The 16,086-nt window shown below is 72.2% G+C and carries 18 protein-coding genes and 1 tRNA gene; 7 read left to right on the forward strand and 12 right to left on the reverse strand.

Features of this window, described 5'->3' with window-relative positions:
- Positions 1–90: 90 nt before the first annotated feature.
- Positions 91–855 carry a hypothetical protein gene (locus QBL21_RS21675; RefSeq protein WP_407563887.1) on the reverse strand — a complete coding sequence of 255 codons (765 nt, stop codon included), beginning with the start codon at positions 853–855 and terminating at the stop codon, positions 91–93.
- Between the two features lie 47 nt (positions 856–902).
- Here QBL21_RS21675 and QBL21_RS21680 point away from each other — a divergent pair, with 47 nt between their 5' ends.
- A complete protein-coding gene (locus tag QBL21_RS21680; protein WP_026276372.1) occupies positions 903–1,091 on the forward strand; it encodes a DUF5703 family protein in 189 nt (62 codons plus the stop codon).
- Between the two features lie 152 nt (positions 1,092–1,243).
- Here the strand turns inward: QBL21_RS21680 and QBL21_RS21685 are convergent, their stop codons facing one another.
- From QBL21_RS21685 to QBL21_RS21695, 3 genes are all read right to left on the reverse strand, one after another.
- Entirely contained in the window at positions 1,244–2,020 is a 777-nt protein-coding gene (locus tag QBL21_RS21685; RefSeq protein WP_407563888.1) for a chaplin, read from the reverse strand.
- A gap of 138 nt (positions 2,021–2,158) precedes the next feature.
- Complete coding sequence (chpH, locus tag QBL21_RS21690) at positions 2,159–2,392, reverse strand: chaplin ChpH (RefSeq protein WP_407563889.1); 234 nt, start codon at positions 2,390–2,392, stop codon at positions 2,159–2,161.
- Between the two features lie 183 nt (positions 2,393–2,575).
- Positions 2,576–3,910: a M20/M25/M40 family metallo-hydrolase gene (locus tag QBL21_RS21695; protein WP_407563890.1), complete on the reverse strand. Its 1,335-nt coding sequence runs from the start codon at positions 3,908–3,910 to the stop codon at positions 2,576–2,578.
- Positions 3,911–4,054: 144 nt separating this feature from the next.
- Here QBL21_RS21695 and QBL21_RS21700 point away from each other — a divergent pair.
- Positions 4,055–4,139: transfer RNA gene (locus tag QBL21_RS21700), tRNA-Leu, on the forward strand.
- Between the two features lie 198 nt (positions 4,140–4,337).
- Positions 4,338–4,958, forward strand: coding sequence for a hypothetical protein (locus QBL21_RS21705; protein WP_407563891.1), 621 nt, complete (start codon positions 4,338–4,340; stop codon positions 4,956–4,958).
- 229 nt (positions 4,959–5,187) lie between these two features.
- On the opposite strand, the gene QBL21_RS21710 is transcribed toward QBL21_RS21705, so the two are convergent.
- The gene (locus tag QBL21_RS21710) at positions 5,188–5,526 is read right to left on the reverse strand and encodes a helix-turn-helix domain-containing protein (RefSeq protein ID WP_407563892.1); all 339 of its coding nucleotides are present in this window, start codon (positions 5,524–5,526) and stop codon (positions 5,188–5,190) included.
- Positions 5,527–6,232: 706 nt separating this feature from the next.
- On the opposite strand from QBL21_RS21710, the gene QBL21_RS21715 reads away from it, so the two are divergent.
- The gene (locus QBL21_RS21715; RefSeq protein WP_407563893.1) at positions 6,233–6,655 is read left to right on the forward strand and encodes an ATP-binding protein; all 423 of its coding nucleotides are present in this window, start codon (positions 6,233–6,235) and stop codon (positions 6,653–6,655) included.
- A 100-nt stretch (positions 6,656–6,755) separates the two neighbouring features.
- Here the strand turns inward: QBL21_RS21715 and QBL21_RS21720 are convergent, their stop codons facing one another.
- The 3 genes from QBL21_RS21720 to QBL21_RS21730 all read right to left on the reverse strand — a co-directional run bounded on the left by QBL21_RS21720 (position 6,756) and on the right by QBL21_RS21730 (position 8,025).
- Entirely contained in the window at positions 6,756–7,199 is a 444-nt protein-coding gene (locus QBL21_RS21720) for a DUF2267 domain-containing protein (RefSeq protein WP_407563894.1), read from the reverse strand.
- 62 nt (positions 7,200–7,261) lie between these two features.
- Positions 7,262–7,504, reverse strand: a complete 243-nt coding sequence (locus tag QBL21_RS21725; protein ID WP_407563895.1) for a DUF2267 domain-containing protein — start codon at positions 7,502–7,504, stop codon at positions 7,262–7,264.
- 89 nt (positions 7,505–7,593) lie between these two features.
- Positions 7,594–8,025 (reverse strand): Hsp20/alpha crystallin family protein, encoded by a 432-nt coding sequence (locus tag QBL21_RS21730; RefSeq protein ID WP_407563896.1) that lies wholly within the window; start codon positions 8,023–8,025, stop codon positions 7,594–7,596.
- A 128-nt stretch (positions 8,026–8,153) separates the two neighbouring features.
- Between QBL21_RS21730 and QBL21_RS21735 the strand changes: the two genes are divergently transcribed.
- Positions 8,154–8,783 carry a type III effector protein gene (locus QBL21_RS21735; protein WP_407563897.1) on the forward strand — a complete coding sequence of 210 codons (630 nt, stop codon included), beginning with the start codon at positions 8,154–8,156 and terminating at the stop codon, positions 8,781–8,783.
- Positions 8,784–8,965: 182 nt separating this feature from the next.
- Here QBL21_RS21735 and QBL21_RS21740 read toward each other — a convergent pair whose 3' ends face one another.
- A complete protein-coding gene (locus QBL21_RS21740; RefSeq protein ID WP_407563898.1) occupies positions 8,966–9,523 on the reverse strand; it encodes a hemerythrin domain-containing protein in 558 nt (185 codons plus the stop codon).
- A gap of 277 nt (positions 9,524–9,800) precedes the next feature.
- Here QBL21_RS21740 and QBL21_RS21745 point away from each other — a divergent pair, with 277 nt between their 5' ends.
- Both QBL21_RS21745 and QBL21_RS21750 read left to right on the forward strand, forming a co-directional pair.
- On the forward strand, positions 9,801–10,124 hold the full coding sequence (locus QBL21_RS21745) for a plasmid stabilization protein (protein ID WP_407563899.1): 324 nt from the start codon (positions 9,801–9,803) through the stop codon (positions 10,122–10,124).
- Positions 10,125–10,260: 136 nt separating this feature from the next.
- Positions 10,261–12,075 (forward strand): thiamine pyrophosphate-requiring protein, encoded by a 1,815-nt coding sequence (locus tag QBL21_RS21750; protein WP_407563900.1) that lies wholly within the window; start codon positions 10,261–10,263, stop codon positions 12,073–12,075.
- Positions 12,076–12,208: 133 nt separating this feature from the next.
- Here the strand turns inward: QBL21_RS21750 and QBL21_RS21755 are convergent, their stop codons facing one another.
- From QBL21_RS21755 to QBL21_RS21765, 3 genes are all read right to left on the reverse strand, one after another.
- A complete protein-coding gene (locus QBL21_RS21755; RefSeq protein ID WP_407563901.1) occupies positions 12,209–13,702 on the reverse strand; it encodes an aminotransferase class I/II-fold pyridoxal phosphate-dependent enzyme in 1,494 nt (497 codons plus the stop codon).
- A gap of 263 nt (positions 13,703–13,965) precedes the next feature.
- Positions 13,966–15,012, reverse strand: a complete 1,047-nt coding sequence (locus tag QBL21_RS21760; protein WP_407563902.1) for an SDR family NAD(P)-dependent oxidoreductase — start codon at positions 15,010–15,012, stop codon at positions 13,966–13,968.
- A 144-nt stretch (positions 15,013–15,156) separates the two neighbouring features.
- A complete protein-coding gene (locus QBL21_RS21765) occupies positions 15,157–16,041 on the reverse strand; it encodes an SDR family oxidoreductase (RefSeq protein WP_407563903.1) in 885 nt (294 codons plus the stop codon).
- Between the last annotated feature and the right edge of the window lie 45 nt (positions 16,042–16,086).

The following is a 16,086-nucleotide window of genomic DNA, read 5'->3' on the forward strand; positions in this document are numbered from 1 at the left end:
GGACGGACGAAGGACTACGCGGGGCGGACGCGGACGACCCGGGACAGGCGAAGGGCCCGGCGCTTCGGCGCCGGGCCCGCGTGCTCCACCTCAGCGGCCGGTGTCCACGCGCTCCAGCTCGTCGTCGCCGTCGTCCAGCTCGTCGAGCGCGTCGACCACCTCGTCGTCCGACCGCACCACGCTGTCCACGCGCTCGTCCTCGATGTCCGCGTCGTCCTCCGCGTCGAAGTCCAGCTCGTCCTCGAACGACGCGCTGACGTCGAAGCGGCAGATGACCAGCTCGGGGTCGACCTGGTCGAACGGCGCCGACAGCCACTCCCCCGGCTCCGCCGGCTCCTCCGCCGCCCCCACCCACACCGCGGAGTCGCCCTCCGAGAGGCCGAACTCCCGGTGCCGCGTGGCGATCTCGTCCGGTTCGAACTCGCCGAAGAGCACCCCGACCGCGGCCGTCAGGCTGGTGCCCACGGCCTCCCGCTCCTCGGCGTCCTCGCCGCCCGCGACATCCGGGTCGAGGTCGGCGATGCGCTGCGCCTGGGCCAGCAGCCGGTGCGGCTCCGCCACGGCGTAGTCCCGGCGGATGAGGACGCTGAGCGCCCCCGGCTCGTCGGGCCCGGTGTAGGCGGGCAGCGTGTCGCTGCTGGGGATCTCGAACGGGGTCACCTCGTCGTGGACCTCGTACAACACCTCGTCGTACGCCTCGGCTGCCGCTGCCAGCTCCTCGAAGGCGGCATAGACGGCAGAGCCCTCCTCGCCCGACCGGCGCTCGACCGCTTCGAGGTGGCGGTCGATCGCGGCTTTCAGCACCGACGCGGCGGCGCGTACCTCGGCAGCCGTAGGCTGCGCAGCATCAGACATAGTGCAGACGCTATCCGGAGCGAGGCACTTTCCGCACAATGGATGCGATGCCGGAATACGAGTTTCGTGATGTCTATGTGCCGCGGGGAGTCTCACGGGCCGCTGCGGCGAGGCTGCTGACCGACCAAGCGGAGTACGGGCACTGGGAGTTGCACCGGCTCCGGCTGTACCCCGACGGCAGCCGCAGGGCGCGGCTGCGGCGCCGGATCATCAGACAGGTACGGGCTACGTGGTGAGCCCGGCGGATTCCTGACCGTAGCCCGGACCAGGCCGCTGACCTGCGGATCGGGGGCGTCGGGCAACCCGGCGCCAGGCGGCCGGGCCGGGCGGGAGACGGCGGAGGGGCGGGTCCGGCTGACCGGACCCGCCCCTGCCGTCGGCTACTTGATCAGGCCGCCGAGGCGCGAGCGCGGCGGTAGAGGACCGCGCCGCCCAGCAGCAGGCCGCCGCTGATCGGGACGAGGATCCCCAGCGGGACGCCGGAGCCGGTCTCCGCGAGCTGCTCCTCGCCGGGGACGGGCGCACCGGCGTGCGTCTCGTGGTTCGGCGGGATGTGCGCCCGCTCCTTCGGCTCGTCCGGCCGGTCCGGGGTGTCGGGCCGCTCGGGGGTGTCCGGCACGTCGGGGCGGTCCGGCCGGTCGGGCCGGTCCGGCTCCTCGGGCGTCGGCGGCTCCTCGGGCCTGGGCGGCTTCGGGGTGTCCGGGGTGGCACCGTTGCCGCACTCGTTGCCGAAGACGGCGTTGCCGACGCCGACGACGTTGGCGGAGTTGCCGCACGCGTTCACCGGTACGTCCACGGGCGCCTGCACCGTGTTGCCGGAGAGCACGCCGGGGGACTGCGACGACTGGCCCTGGGCGTGCGCGCCGCCGCCCGAGGTGTTCCCGCCGGTCTGGCCGCCGGCGCCGGCCTTCGTGCCCCCGCCGTCGTTGACGCACGTGTTGCCGTACGCGGGGTTGAGCAGCCCGCCGACGTTCACCGTGTTGCCGCACGCGTTCACCGGAACGTGCACCGGCACCTGCACCGTGTTACCGGAGCCGATGCCGGGGGAGTTCTGTGCGGCGCCCTGGGCGCCCGCGTCCGCCTGCGCGGCAGCGGCGCCTGCGGCGACCAGCATGCCGCCCGCGGCGGCGATGGTGAACAGGCCCTTCCTTGCGACATGTCGCATGGGTCTTTCCTGCCTTCTGAGCTCTGAGTACGCGAGCGGGCGGGCCGTCCCCGTCCCACTCGTCCAAAAGCCCGTCCGGCCCCGGAACGCTGCTGCGCTCCGGGGCCGTCCGGTCACACCCTTACGGGAGGTTCTGCGTCACTTGTTGACGCAGGTGTTGCCGAACGCCGGGTTCAGCAGACCGATCACGTTCACGGTGTTGCCGCAGGCGTTCACGGGGATGTGAACCGGGACCTGCACGACGTTGCCGGAGATGATGCCCGGCGAGTTCACGGCAGCACCCTGAGCACCCGAGTCGGCGACGGCAACGCCTGCGCCCGCGAGCACGAGACCGCCCGTGGCGGCCGCCGCGGCGACAACCTTCTTGATCATTCTTCCTCCTCATTGACGGTGCGGTCCCAGCAGCGGACCGCACCCAATGCAACGACGAGGTAGGTATCGAGCTACGCGCTTATCGTGCCATTCACCCGATTCAGTCCGATTAGTACAGGTGGCCGATTCGACGGCATACGCCACCCGCGCACCACTGCGCCTCCGTAAGGGAGAAACCCCAGCTCAGCAGGCGTCGAGGAACCGGTCCAGCACCCGGACGCCGAACTTCAGACCCGCAACCGGTACCCGCTCGTCGACGCCGTGGAACATCCCGGCGAAGTCCAGCTCCGGCGGGAGCTGGAGCGGCGCGAAGCCGAAGCAGCGGATGCCGAGGTCGTCGAAGGACTTGGCGTCGGTGCCGCCGGAGAGGCAGTACGGCACGGCGCGGGCGATCGGGTCCTCCGCCTTCAGCGCCGACGCCATGGCCTCGACCAGCGCCCCGTCGAAGGTGGTCTCCAGCGCCTTGTCGGCGTGCACGTCCTCGCGCCGCACCCGGGGCCCGAGGATGCGGTCGAGGTCGGCGAGGAACTCCTCCTCGTGCCCCGGCAGGAAGCGGCCGTCGACGTGCGCCGTGGCCTGCCCGGGGATCACGTTCACCTTGTAGCCGGAGCCGAGCATGGTGGGGTTGGCGGTGTTGCGGAGGGTGGCGCCGATGATCTTCGCGATGCCGCCGAGCCGGGCCAGCGTGGCGTCCATGTCCCCGGGGTCCAGCTCGACGCCGAGGGCGTCGCCGAGTTCGTCGAGGAAGCCGCGTACGGACTTGGTCAGCCGCACGGGGAACTCGTGCCGCCCCAGCCGGGCCACGGCCTCGGACAGCTCGGTGATGGCGTTGTCGCGGTTGGTCATCGAGCCGTGCCCGGCGGTCCCGTCGACCGTCAGGCGCATCCAGTGCATGCCCTTCTGCGCGGTCTCGATGAGATACAGCCGCACGTCCTCGTTCACGGTGAACGAGAAGCCGCCGACCTCGCCGATGGCCTCGGTCACGCCCTCGAACAGCTCGGGCTTCGTGTCCACGAGGTGCCGGGCCCCGTAGAGCCCGCCGGCCTCCTCGTCGGCGAGGAAGGCCAGCACGACGTCGCGCGGAGGCTTGCGCCCGGTGCGCAGCCGCTCGCGTACGACGGCGAGGGTCATGGCGTCCATGTCCTTCATGTCCACCGCCCCCCGTCCCCAGACGCAGTCGTCGGCGACCTCGCCGGAGAAGGGGTCGTGGGTCCAGTCCGCGGCGTTGGCCGGCACGACGTCGAGGTGCCCGTGGATGAGGAGCGCGGGCCGCGAGGGGTCCTCGCCCTCGATCCGCGCGACGGTCGACGCCCGCCCGGGGTGCGACTCGAAGATCTCCGGCTCCAGCCCGACCTCGGCCAGCTTCTCCGCCACGTACTCCGCGGCCGTCCGCTCCCCCGGCCCGGAGTGGTCGCCGTAGTTGCTGGTGTCGATCCGGATCAGCTCCCGGCAGAGGTCGACGACCTCGCTCTCCGCGCGCTCGACGGTGCCGCCACCTGCGTTTTCCGGCTGGCTCACGATGCCTCCCTGACACGTTCGGGGTCCACGCCCCATCCTGCCCCGCCGGGCCCTGCGACCCAACCCGCGGGGTGATCGAGAGGCCCCGCGGGTTTGCTAGGGTGTACCGCGTCGCGACGGGCCACGCCCCCGCGGCAACCACCGGTCCAGGTGGCGGAATGGCAGACGCGCTAGCTTGAGGTGCTAGTGCCCGTATTAGGGCGTGGGGGTTCAAGTCCCCCCCTGGACACACACCTTGTCCCCGACCGCTGCGGGTCGATCCCGGCTTCGACTCCGGTTCTGCGGTGGCCGGAACTCCTCTGACGGAGCCGAGAGGCTTCCTCCTGGCCCGTAAAAGCGGCCACATGACACGAACCACGTGCCGCCCACGCGGCCGGGCGCACGACGCCGTACTCTCTCACACCGACAGGTGACGAGGGGAGCGGAGATGACCGGGGAGGAGCCTGAGACGGGTGCCCGGCGCGGAGAGCACCGGGGCGCGTGGATCGGCGCCGGGGCGGCGGTCGTCACCGCGCTGATCGGGGCGGCCGGGGTGATCGTGGCGGCCCAGACCGGGGACGGCGGGGCGACCGGCACGCCTCCCGCCTCGTCCGCTCCGCCGTCGGCAGAGCGGCCCGAGGAGACGCCCGCGGGTGTCGAGGAGGACGCCGGCCCCGCGGAGGGCACCCCGGAGTCGTCCGCCGCGGGGGCGTCGGTGCAGTGGCGGGGGGACGTGGTGTTCGACGGGAGCGGCAAGGACTTCGACGCGCCGCCGCCCCGGGACGCGGTCGGATCCAACGACTTCGGCACCGGCGGAACCGAGATCGTGGAACTCCATGTGCTGGGCGGCTCCATGTTGTCGACCTGGGACGAGGAGGGGACGCCCGGCTACGCGGACTGCGCCGAGTCGGCCGCTGCGGGGGGCGTGGGCACGCACCCGCTGGAAGCGGGGACCGTCCTTTGCGGGCTGACGGAGGAGGGGCGGGTCGTCCGGTTCACAGTGGTGGAGTTCCCGGACCAGTACGGACCGTACGCTGCCTTCGACGCCGTGGTCTGGGAACCCGCCTAGCGCGCCGAGGCGGCTGTCCCGACGGGTCGGGACAGCCGATTGACGGGGCGGCCGGAGGCGGGACGGGGCGAGTGGCCGGGCGGCGCCGGTCTCGCAGATCCGGGGCTGGAGCACTCTGCGGGGACCGGGGCCCCGGGGCCAGAACGAGGTTGCCCGGAACGCTGTGCGTTCCGGGCAGCACGTGTGGGTGGGCAGCCGTAAGCTCCGGCGGGTCGGGGGGCCGGCGGTCTCAGGCGGCGGGTGAAGTGGGTGACGTTCCGTCGGCGCGGCGGTATTCGTCGTTGATCCGCTGGGCTTCTTCGAGCTGGTCTTCCAGGATCACGATGCGGCAGGCGGCCTCGATGGGGGTGCCGTGGTCGACGAGTTCGCGGGCGCGGGCGGCGATGCGCAGTTGGTAGCGGGAGTAGCGGCGGTGGCCGCCTTCGGAGCGCAGGGGGTTGATCAGGCGGTGCTCGCCGAGGGCGCGGAGGAAGCCCGGGGTGGTGCCGAGAAGTTCTGCGGCCCGGCCCATGGTGTAAGCGGGATAGTCGTCGTCATCGAGACGGCCGAACGAATCATCTGCTGTCATCGCACCTCTTGGTGAAATACGTCGGGGTGGAACACGCGGGTGGCGTGCGTCGAGGGGCCCTGGTGCCGTCTGGCACCAGGGCCCCGAAGGGACAGTTACACCATCTGCCGACCCGGACACGGCGTCGGCCTTCTGTGCGCGAACCCGATCAGGACGCTGTCGGGGCGCGGGGATCGCGGTTGCTTGACCGGAGACCACCTCACTATCGATGTCCTGCGGTACCCGGGCTCAGACGTGCGCCCGGGCGATCCTGATGGCGTCTGACTCCTCCGTTTCTTCCCTCTGGGATCAGCCACTTTCCTACTGCCGGTGATGCGAACTGCTTTTCCGAACTGCGGTACTGCTTGCGGCGGCCCCTTGATCCTGCGGGCCCCCCGGTCCGGTCGTCAGTCCCGTCGCCGTCCTGCGACAACCTGGCTTCGGAACTCCACCACCGCACCGTCCTGCGCACTGCAACTGCTGGTACTGCTGGTCGGCAGTTCGTCTCTGCCAGACCTCACTGATCTCTGGTTACGAGAGAAACCATACCCATGCCGCCGCCCAATGTCTACTCCAGCCGACATAGATTTTCGTGCGCCCGTTGATGAGGTGATCGACCTCGGTCAGTGAGGGAAGGCGGGAGTGCCCCGGTTTGCGCACCGCAGACCGGGGCACAAGCCCGGACAGACAGGACCGGGCATGGACGATCCAACGCCAGGGGGACCCGATGGACACGATGAGCGTCGATATCGCGACCCTCCGCTGCGCCACGTCCGTCGCCGGGCCACGCGCACGCTCCCGGGACTTCCTCGGCGGACTCCGGCCGGCGATGGCGGCCGAGGGTGCCGAGACCGTGGTCCTGGTCGTCTCGGAGCTCGTCACCAACGCCCTGCGCCACGGCGGCGGCGCCTGCACCCTGGAGCTGACCGCACACCCGGACAGCATCGAGGTGGCCGTCCACGACGACAGCCCGCAGCCGCCGCGCATGCGCACCCCCGATCTGAACGACGGCACCGGCGGATTCGGCTGGCCCATGGTCAACCGCCTCGCCCGCACGACCGCCGTGCACCACCGGGCAGGCGGCAAGACCGTAAGCGCCCTCCTCGACCGCGGACACGAGTGCCCCGAAGCGGCAGGGGCCAGGGGATGATCTCGGACGGTCGAGAGCGTCCCCGCACCGCGGGTTGCGGATGCCGGCGGTCGGCGCGCCCGGGGCGGGCCGAGTCACGCCCCGGGCGCCGGGTGCCCGTTTACGCGGCAGGGGTGAGTTCGGCCCGGCCGAACAGCAGCGCGTAGCCGGTGGGGAGTTGGTGGAGGATGCGGGTGACCAGGTCGGGGCCGACCTGGGCGGCGACGGCCGCGAAGACGGAGCCGGCGTCCCAGCGGGTGGTGGCCAGGGAGGCGCCGGAACGGACGGCGAGGTCGTTGACGAAGGCCCATCCGGTCAGCGGCTGCGTGTCCGGGATCTGCGCGGTCAGGACTCGTGCGGCCTCCAGGGGCAGGCAGGCGGCCAGGTCGACGCGTTCGTCGCCGGTGAGCTGGCGTCCCAGCCCCGAAAGGACCAGGCGGACGGCCTCGTCGGCTCGCTCTCGGGTGGGGTAGGCGCCTTCGTAGCGGACTTTCTCCAGCATCTGTTCGTATGCCGTCCCGTACGGCTCACGGTGCTCAAGCGGTACGCGTACGTCGGTGATCACTGCGGTGCATGCCTTTCGTCAAGCCAGGGTGGGGCGGTGCCGGTGTGGCACCGCGGTACGGGTCAGGTGGGCTGGGGGCGACCGAAGAGGAGGTCGTAGCCGACGGGGAGCTGGAACAGGATCAGGGCGAAGCCCTCCGGCAGGCGTGCCGCGAGTTGGGCGCGGACCTCGCCGACCAGATGCGCGCCGAGGAGGGCGAGCACCACACGGGCGGCGTGCTCGGCTTCCTCCGCGGTGCCGTACCCGCCGCGTTCCTTCACATGGCCGAGGAACGCCTCGCGCCGCAGAGTCCTCCCGGCCGCCACCCCTTCTTGTCCTTCGGACTGCCCACGGGGTGCGGAGGGCGGGCGAGGGGGAGATCGGATGCCCGTCCTCCGCACCTGTCCGGCCGGTGTCAGCCGGGGATCTCCTTGCGGCCGGTCCCGACGCCGACGGAGATCTTGCGGGGCTTGGCGCGCTCGGCGATCGGGATCCGCAGCGTCAGCACGCCCGCGTCGTAGTCGGCCTCGATGTGCTCGGTGTCGAGGGTGTCGGCCAGCACGATCTGGCGCGAGAAGACGCCCAGCGGCCGCTCGGACAGCTCCATCTGCACGTCGCCGGCCTTCGCCACCGGCCTCCGCTCGGCCTTGACCGTCAGCATGTTCCGCTCGACGTCGATATCGATCGCGTCCGCGGAGACGCCGGGAAGGTCGAAGGCCACCACGTACTCGTCGCCCTCGCGGTAGGCGTCCATCGGCATCGCCGACGGCTTCGACCAGGTGCCCGGGCCCATAAGCTGCTGCGCCAGCCGGTCCAGCTCACGGAAGGGGTCGGTGCGCATCAACATCGTGAATACACCTCCAGCAGGTTCAGGCAGTTACTGCCAATGCGCCTCACTGACACTGTTGTAACATGTCATCCAATGGATGACAAGCAAGATGTCGTCTACCTGATGACAACCCGCGGGAGGTGCCCGTGACCCCGGCCGACCAGCCGTCCCCGCCCAGCACCGACACCGGCAGCCCGGTGTCGTTCCTCGCCGCGGCGGCGGCCCTCGACGCCATAGACGACGCCCTGCGCGGCGCCCGGCACGATGCCCCCAACGACCCCGGCGCCGGGCCGGGCCCGGAGCAGGCCCTGGCCTCGCTTCTGCTGCTGCGGCAGGTCCGCGAGCAGCTCGCCGGATGGGAGACAAGCCTGATCGAGTCGGCCCGCGACGCGGGCGCGAGCTGGGCCGACCTCGCCCGCCCCCTCGGCGTCGCCAGCCGCCAGGCCGCCGAACGCCGCTACCTGCGCGGCCGTCCCGGACCCGCCGGCACCACCGGCGAACAGCGCGTAACGGCCACCCGGCAGGCCCGCGCCGCCGACCGCACCACCGCCGCCCGGGCCCGCCGCAACGCGGCCGACCTGCGCCGCCTCGCCGGCCAGATCACCGCGCTCACCGACCTGCCCCCTGCCGCCCACCGCCCGCTCACCGAACTCCACGCGGCCCTCGCCCACGACGACCCCGCCGACCTCGTCGCCCCCCTGACCGCCACCCGCCCCCACCTGGCCGCCGCCCACCCCGACCTCGCCGCCCGGCTCGACGCCCTCACCGCCCCGTAGGGCGGGACGGCCCCGAAGCTCCGGCTCAGGTCAGCCGGGCTCCGGTACGCGCCCGGCGGTGCAGCCGGCGTCCACCGGTGCCCGGCGGCACGGCCTGGCCGCGGCCCTCATCCAGGGGGTCGATTCACCATGGCGGTGCCCCGGGGCCGTTGCTCGCGTGCGGGCCTGGGAGCGGTCGCGGGTCACTTCCCGCGGCCGGTCACCAGGTCGCGCGCGCGGTCGACCAGGCCGGCGCCGGGGTCGAGGATTCTGTTGGCCGGCGGGGTGGAAGGCGTCGACGGGTGCGGGCGGGTGGGTGAGATCTTCTTCGCCGTACGGATCTTGTCGCCCAGTTCCTGAAGGGCGTCTTCACCGCAGACCTCACGCAGTTGGACGAAGAGGTTGGTCTCCTCGTCGTGGATGTGGGCGGTCACCTCGCGTTGCAGCTTCTCCACCGCGGGGTCGAAGGACGGGTCTTCGGGGTCCATGCCCTCCAGGTCCTTGAGCATCTGCTCGACGTCGGCGTGGTCGGCGAGTTCCTTGTCGGCGATGGTCCCGCCCATGGGCAGGTGCTCGCGGACTGCGGGGTAGAGATGCTGCTCCTCGGCGACCGAGTGCCGCACCAGTTCGATGGTCAACTGGTCCAGCAGCCGCCTGCGCTCGTGACTGCCGTGCGGCGCCTTCCGGATCTGCTCGAAGAAGTCGTCGACCTCGCGATGGTCGGTGGTCAGTTCCTCGATGGCGTCTCCGCCGTGTCCCATGATGATCCCTTCCCGATGCGAAACTGCGGAGGTGCGGGTTCCCCTGTACGCCTCGGGAAATCCGGCGGTTTCGGGTCGGATCCGCAGGCGCCCGCCCTCCCCGAATTGCGTCCGCCGTGCCGCCGTACGCGGCGAAGGCGAGGACGAGGCGGCGCCGGCGTCTCCCGCCGCCCGCCGCCGGGCCGGCTCCCTGGCGGGCCATATGTGCCCGTTTGATAGCGCCCGCGGCGTGGCACACGATGGGGTGGTCGGAACGTCGGCACTTCAGGGAGTCACCATGCCCAGCGGATCGAGTCCGAAGAGGGAACGCCAGTACGAGCACATCAAGGAAGGCGCGAAGAAGCGCGGCGCCGGCACCAAGCGGGCGAAGGAGATCGCCGCCCGCACCGTCAACAAGAAGCGCGCCCGCACGGGCGAGGCCCGTACGGCCAGCCGCACGTCCACGGAGGACATCTCCTCGGAGAAGCGAGGTGGCCGCCGCTCCCACTCCGGCCCTCAGGGCCCCACCTACGACCAGCTCTACGCCGACGCCCGCCGCCGCAACATCCGTGGCCGCTCGTCCATGAACAAGGCGGAACTGAAGCGCGCACTCGGGCGCTGAGCGCCGGATGCCGTGGCCGGGCACCCGGCTTCAGCCCGGCGTCGTTCTGCGGCTCGCTCGATCTGCGGCTCGTCCACGTAGGCAGGAGCGATGGTCTGCCGGATGGGTCGCGCCGCCCCACCGGAAGGTGATCACCATGTCCACGAAGGTCTCCGACTACGTCCTGGAGCGCCTGCGCGAGTGGGAGGTCGAGTACGTCTTCGCCTACCCCGGCGACGGCATCAACGGGCTGCTCGCCGCCTGGGGCCGCGCCGACGACAAGCCGCGGTTCATCCAGTCCCGCCACGAGGAGATGTCCGCATTCGAGGCCGTCGGCTACGCGAAGTTCTCCGGCAGGGTCGGCGTGTGCGCCGCCACCTCGGGTCCCGGTGCCATCCATCTCCTGAACGGCCTGTACGACGCCAAGCTCGACCACGTGCCCGTCGTCGCGATCGTCGGGCAGACCGACCGCAGCGCCATGGGCGGCTCCTACCAGCAGGAGGTCGACCTGCTGAGCCTCTACAAGGACGTCGCCTCCGACTTCTGCGAGATGGTCACCGTTCCCGAGCAGTTGCCCAACGTGCTCGACCGGGCCCTGCGTACCGCCGTGGCCCGCCGCTCCGTGACGGCCGTGATCCTCCCGGCGGACGTGCAGGAGCTCGACTACTCCCCGCCCGGGCACGCCTTCAAGATGGTGCCCTCCAGCCTGGGCACGTCCGACTACGCCCCGGCCCCTGCCGAGCCCGACATCGAGCGCGCCGCGGAGCTGCTGAACGACGGCGGGAAGGTGGCCGTCCTCGTCGGCCAGGGCGCCCGCGGCGCCCGCCGGGAGGTCATGGAGGTTGCCGACCGCCTGGGTGCCGGCGTGGCCAAGGCCCTCCTGGGCAAGGACGTGCTCGATGACGAACTCCCCTACGTCACGGGGGCGATCGGCCTCTTGGGCACGCGCCCCTCGTACGAGCTGATGCAGGGCTGCGACACCCTGCTGGTCATCGGCTCCAGCTTTCCCTACTCCCAGTTCCTGCCGGAGTTCGGCCAGGCGCGCGCCGTGCAGATCGACATCGACCCGCACATGGTCGGCCTGCGCTACCCGTTCGAGATCAACCTCGTCGGCGACGCGCGGACCACGCTCCAGCGGCTGCTGCCGCACCTGCGTCCGGCCGAGGACGACGCCTGGCGCAAGGAGATCGAGAAGAAGAACACCCGCTGGTGGCAGGTCATGCGGCGGCGGGCCGAGGTCGAGGCCGACCCGGTCAACCCCGAGTACGTGGTCCACACCCTGAACGACCTGCTGCCCGAGAACGTGATCCTGGCCGCGGACTCCGGCTCCGCCGCCAACTGGTACGCCCGCCACCTGCGGCTGCGCGGTGAGATGCGCGGCTCGCTGTCCGGCACCCTCGCCACCATGGGCCCCGGCGTCCCGTACGCGATCGGGGCGAAGTTCGCGCACGGCGACCGCCCGGCCATCGCGCTCGTCGGGGACGGCGCGATGCAGATGAACGGCCTTGCCGAACTGATCACCATCCGGAAGTACTGGGAGCAGTGGGCCGACCCGCGCCTGGTGGTCGCCGTGCTCAACAACCAGGACCTCAACCAGGTCACCTGGGAGATGCGGGCGATGTCAGGCGCCCCGCAGTTCCTGCCCTCGCAGTCGCTGCCCGACGTCGCCTACGCCGACTTCGCGCGGTCGCTGGGCCTGGGCGGTCTGCGGGTGGAGAAGCCGGAACAGGTGCCCGACGCCTGGGCGCAGGCCCTGGCGTCCGACCGGCCCTTCGTCCTGGACTTCCGCACCGACCCGGCCGTGCCGCCCATCCCGCCGCACGCGACGCTCGACCAGATCGAGGCAGCCGCCGCGTCCGTGCTCAAGGGCGACAGCGACCGCGGCGCCATGCTCCGCCAGGGCCTCAAGGCCAAGGTCCAGGAGATGCTGCCCGGCAGCGCCAAGGACCGCGGGGACCGGTCGGAGGGGTGACGGCGGGGTGACGGCGCCGCCGGCGCCCGGCCGCGTACGGTCGGCGTGGTCGGCGGCGAAGGGCCCGCGGCGACCATTGATGCCGCCGAGCGATGCCGGCGGCGACAATGCGCGTACCACGAACGGCCCCCGCTCACGACTCCGGCGAGGACCCGGGCGCCGGACGTTCGGCGAGCACCCGGACCGTGCGCAGACGCGGGTCCGCGGCATCCGGGAGGTACATACCGGCGCGGATCCCCGTGTCCAGGTACTCCAGCACGGACCGGTTCAGCCGTTCGCCGGGCAGGGCGACGGGGATGCCCGGCGGGTAGGGCGTGAGCATCTCGGCTGCCACGCGGCCCACCGCCCGGTCGAGCGGGACGTCCTCCACCTCGCCGAAGTAGGCGTCGCGCGGCAGACAGGTCTGCTCCGTCCGCAGCCCCGCCGCGGACGGCACGACGACCGGCTCCGGCGGGCGCAGGTCCCCGGCGTGCGCGGCGAGTTCCCGTAGCGCCTCCAGCAGTGCGGCGGTGGTCGACTCGTCGTCGGCGTGGGTGAGCTGGGTGCTGATGCGGCGGTGGTCGGCCAGGTGGGCGTTGAGCCGGTGGTGCCGGTGCAGCCAGTCGGCCGCGTCGTAGCCGGAGACGCCGAGTTCCGCGAGGTCGATGACGACGGGCAGCGGGTCCACGTCGGCGGCGAGCCCCGAGTCGACGTACTCGGCGCGTCCGTCCACGCGCAGCCCCGGGATCTCCGCGATCCGCGCGCGTACCGTCTCCGCCAGCCCCAGCGCGTGGCTGAGCAGTCCGGAGCCGCGCAGCATCATCTGCCGCCGCCAGCCGTCGAGGCCGGCGTAGATGAGGACCGACGGGCTGGTGGTGCCCAGCAGGTCGGCGCGGGACTTCAGTACCGCCGGATCGATGAGGTCGCCCTGTAGGTGGAACACCGAGCCCTGTTCCAGGCCGCTGCCCATCTTGTGGATGCTCGTGACGCATACGTCCGCGCCGGCGTCCATCGCCCAGGCCGGCAGCCGGTCGGAGAAGGGCAGGTGGGCGCCCCACGCCTCGTCGACCAGCAGGGGCCGGCCGCGCCGGTGGCAGATCTCGGCGAGGGCGGCCAGGTCCGCGCACGAGCCGTACGGGGTGGGGCTGGTCACCAGCGCGCCGCGGGCGTCGGGGTGCTCGGCGAAGGCCCGTTCGTACGCGGCCGGGGACGGCGGGTGCGCGAGGTGTCGCTCCTCGTCGATGCACGGCTCGACCCATACCGGGCGCAGCCCGGAGAGGATGAGCCCGGAGACGACGGACTTGTGCGCGTCCCTGCCCACCAGCAGCTTCTCGTGCGGTCCTGCCACCGCCAGCATCGCGGCCTTCACCGAGAGCGAGCTGCCGCAGGTGGAGAAGAAGGTGTGGTCGGCGCGTACGGCGTCGGCCATCAGCGCCTCGGCCTCCTTGAGCACCCCGTGCGAGGCGCGCCGGTCGTCCAGCCCGCTCACCGCCAGGACGTCCGAGGCGAAGACCGCCTCCCCGAGAATCCGGCGGACCTCGGGATCCGCACCGCGGGCCTGCTTGTGGCCGGGCGGGGTGAAGGGGAGCCGGCCCTCCTGGTGGTAGTGGTCCAGTGCTTCGAGGACGGGGGCGCGCGAGTGGTCCATGTCTGATGTCCTGTCCGGTAGTGCGTCGGTGACCGTGGGGCGGGCGATGGCGTCATCCGTTCTCCGGGGCCGTCGGTTACCCGGGACGGGCGCGGGGATGCGTGGGCCGTTCGGCTTCGTAGGGCACGGCAGGGCGCACAGGCCCGATACCTCCGCGTACGGCAGGCCCACTACGGCGCCGGCAAAGTCGCGCTGAAACACTGAACCACCGCCGCGTACGGGCACGGGGTGCACCGCGAGCGGTGCACCCCGTGCCCGTACCCTCAGGGCGCCCCGCCGGTCTCGTTCAGGCGGCGCGAGGCGCGGTCGTTCATGGCGCTGATCGCCTTCTCCCAACGCGACCGACCGCGCCCGGACCCCCGCTCGATCCGGCCGCCGGAAACCATCGCCCCGCCGCCGTCCGCCGACGCCGCCGGCAGCAGCCTGGCCGCTGCCGAGTTGACCCCGGTCACCAGCGTGGGCGCCAGGCGGTACGCCTTGTCGCCCAGCCGGGCCGCGGGCGTGAGCACCAGCCGGGACCGGCGGCGCTCCACCGCCCGGACGATCCGGGCCGCGGCCCGCTCCGCGCTCATGGACACCAGCGGTGTCCCCGCGAGGGTGGCGAACCACCGGTACTCGCGCTCCGGATCGCCGGCGAACTCCGCCTGCACGTGGGACCCGGTTCGCATCAGCCCCGGATGGATCGCCGTGACGCTGACCCCGCGCGCCGCCTGCTCCGCGCGCAGACCTTGTGCGAGCGCCCCGACGGCGAACTTCGCGCACGAATAGGGCACCATGTGCGGTACGGGGATCAGTCCGCCGACCGAGCCGACCAGCCCGAGCCGCCCGCCCGCGGGGCTGTCCCGCAGGAGGGGCAGCGCCGCCAGCGCGGTGTGGAGCGAACCGAAGAACATCGTGTCCATCGCGTCCCGGAAGCCCTCCTCCCCCGCCGCCTCGGCCGGACCGACCTGGATGACGCCGGCAACCGCGAGCACGACGTCCAGTCCGCGCTGCTCCTCGGCCGTGCGGGCGACGAGTTCGCCGACGGCGTCGCGGTCCCGTACGTCGCACACGCGGCCGGTGACACCGCCCGTGCGCGCCGCGGTCTCGGCCGCGCGGGAGGTGCCGCCGGCGCCGGCGGCACCGCTTCGGCCGTTCGCGCCCTGCGCGTCGCCGTGGCGCAGCTTCGCCGTGGCCCGGTCGAGCTCCTCCCGGTCGCGGGCCGCGATCGTCACCGCGCACCCGCGCGCCATGCACTCCCCGGCCAGCAGCAGCCCGAGGCCCCGGGAGCCCCCCGTCACCAGTACCGACAGACCACGCAGGGGTTTCATGGGCCCTCCTCCCGGCCGGGTGGCCCCGGCCTGACGTCTCCCGCCGTCGTACGACGGTCCACCGCGCCCGCGAGGCGTCCGGGGCGACCGCGGCCGCACCCGGCAGGTTCGCGGCAGGTTCACGCCGGCGTCGGCGCGTCGGGGTCAGGGCAGCGGTGTGCCGCCGGTGGCGTTGACGATCTCAGCGGTGATGAAACTCGCGTGCTCCGAGGCGAGGAAGACGTAGGCGGGGGCGATCTCGGCGGGCTGCGCGGGCCGGCCCAACGGCGCCTGCTTCCCGAACTCCTCGGTGTCCGGCAGCGTGGCGGGGATCAGCGGCGTCCACACCGGTCCCGGCGCCACGGCGTTGACGCGGATGCCGTCCCCGATCAGCATCTGCGCCAGGCCCTGGGTGAACGTGACGATCGCGCCCTTGGTCATCGCGTAGTCCAGCAGGTGCGGGCTCGGCTTGTAAGCCTGCACGGAGGTGGTGTTGATGATCGATCCGCCCGCGGGAATGTGCGGCACCGCCATCTTGCACAGCCAGAACATGCCGTACAGGTTGGTGTGTACAACGCGATCGAACTGCTCGGTGCTGATGCTCCCGATTCCGTCCGGCTGGGACATCTGATACGCGGCGTTGTTGACCAGTACGTCGATCCGCCCGAACTCGCTGACCGCCGTCTCCACCAGCCGCCGGCACTGCTCCTCTTCCCGGATGTCGCACGGGACCGCGACGGCCCGGCGGCCGGAAGCCTCGACCAAGCGGGTGGTCTGGCCGGCGTCCTCGGCCTCCGACGGCAGGTGGGTGAACAGGACGTCCGCGCCCTCGCGGGCGTAGGCCAGTGCGACGGCCCGGCCGATTCCGGAGTCGCCGCCGGTCAGGACCGCGGCGCGGTCCTTCAGCAGGCCGGTGCCGCGGTAGGAGTCCTCACCGTGGTCGGGCGGCGGGTCCATGGGACCGGTCCAGCCCGGCGTCTCCTGCCCCTGCGGGGGGAAGTCCGGCCGCGGATACTTGTCGGTGGGATCCTGCGGGGAAGCGTCACTCATCGGTGTCCGTCCGTCGTGTGATTCACCAAGAGGCGCGCGTCGAGC

This window comes from Streptomyces sp. 184 (assembly GCF_045781775.1).
GTDB lineage: Bacteria > Actinomycetota > Actinomycetes > Streptomycetales > Streptomycetaceae > Streptomyces.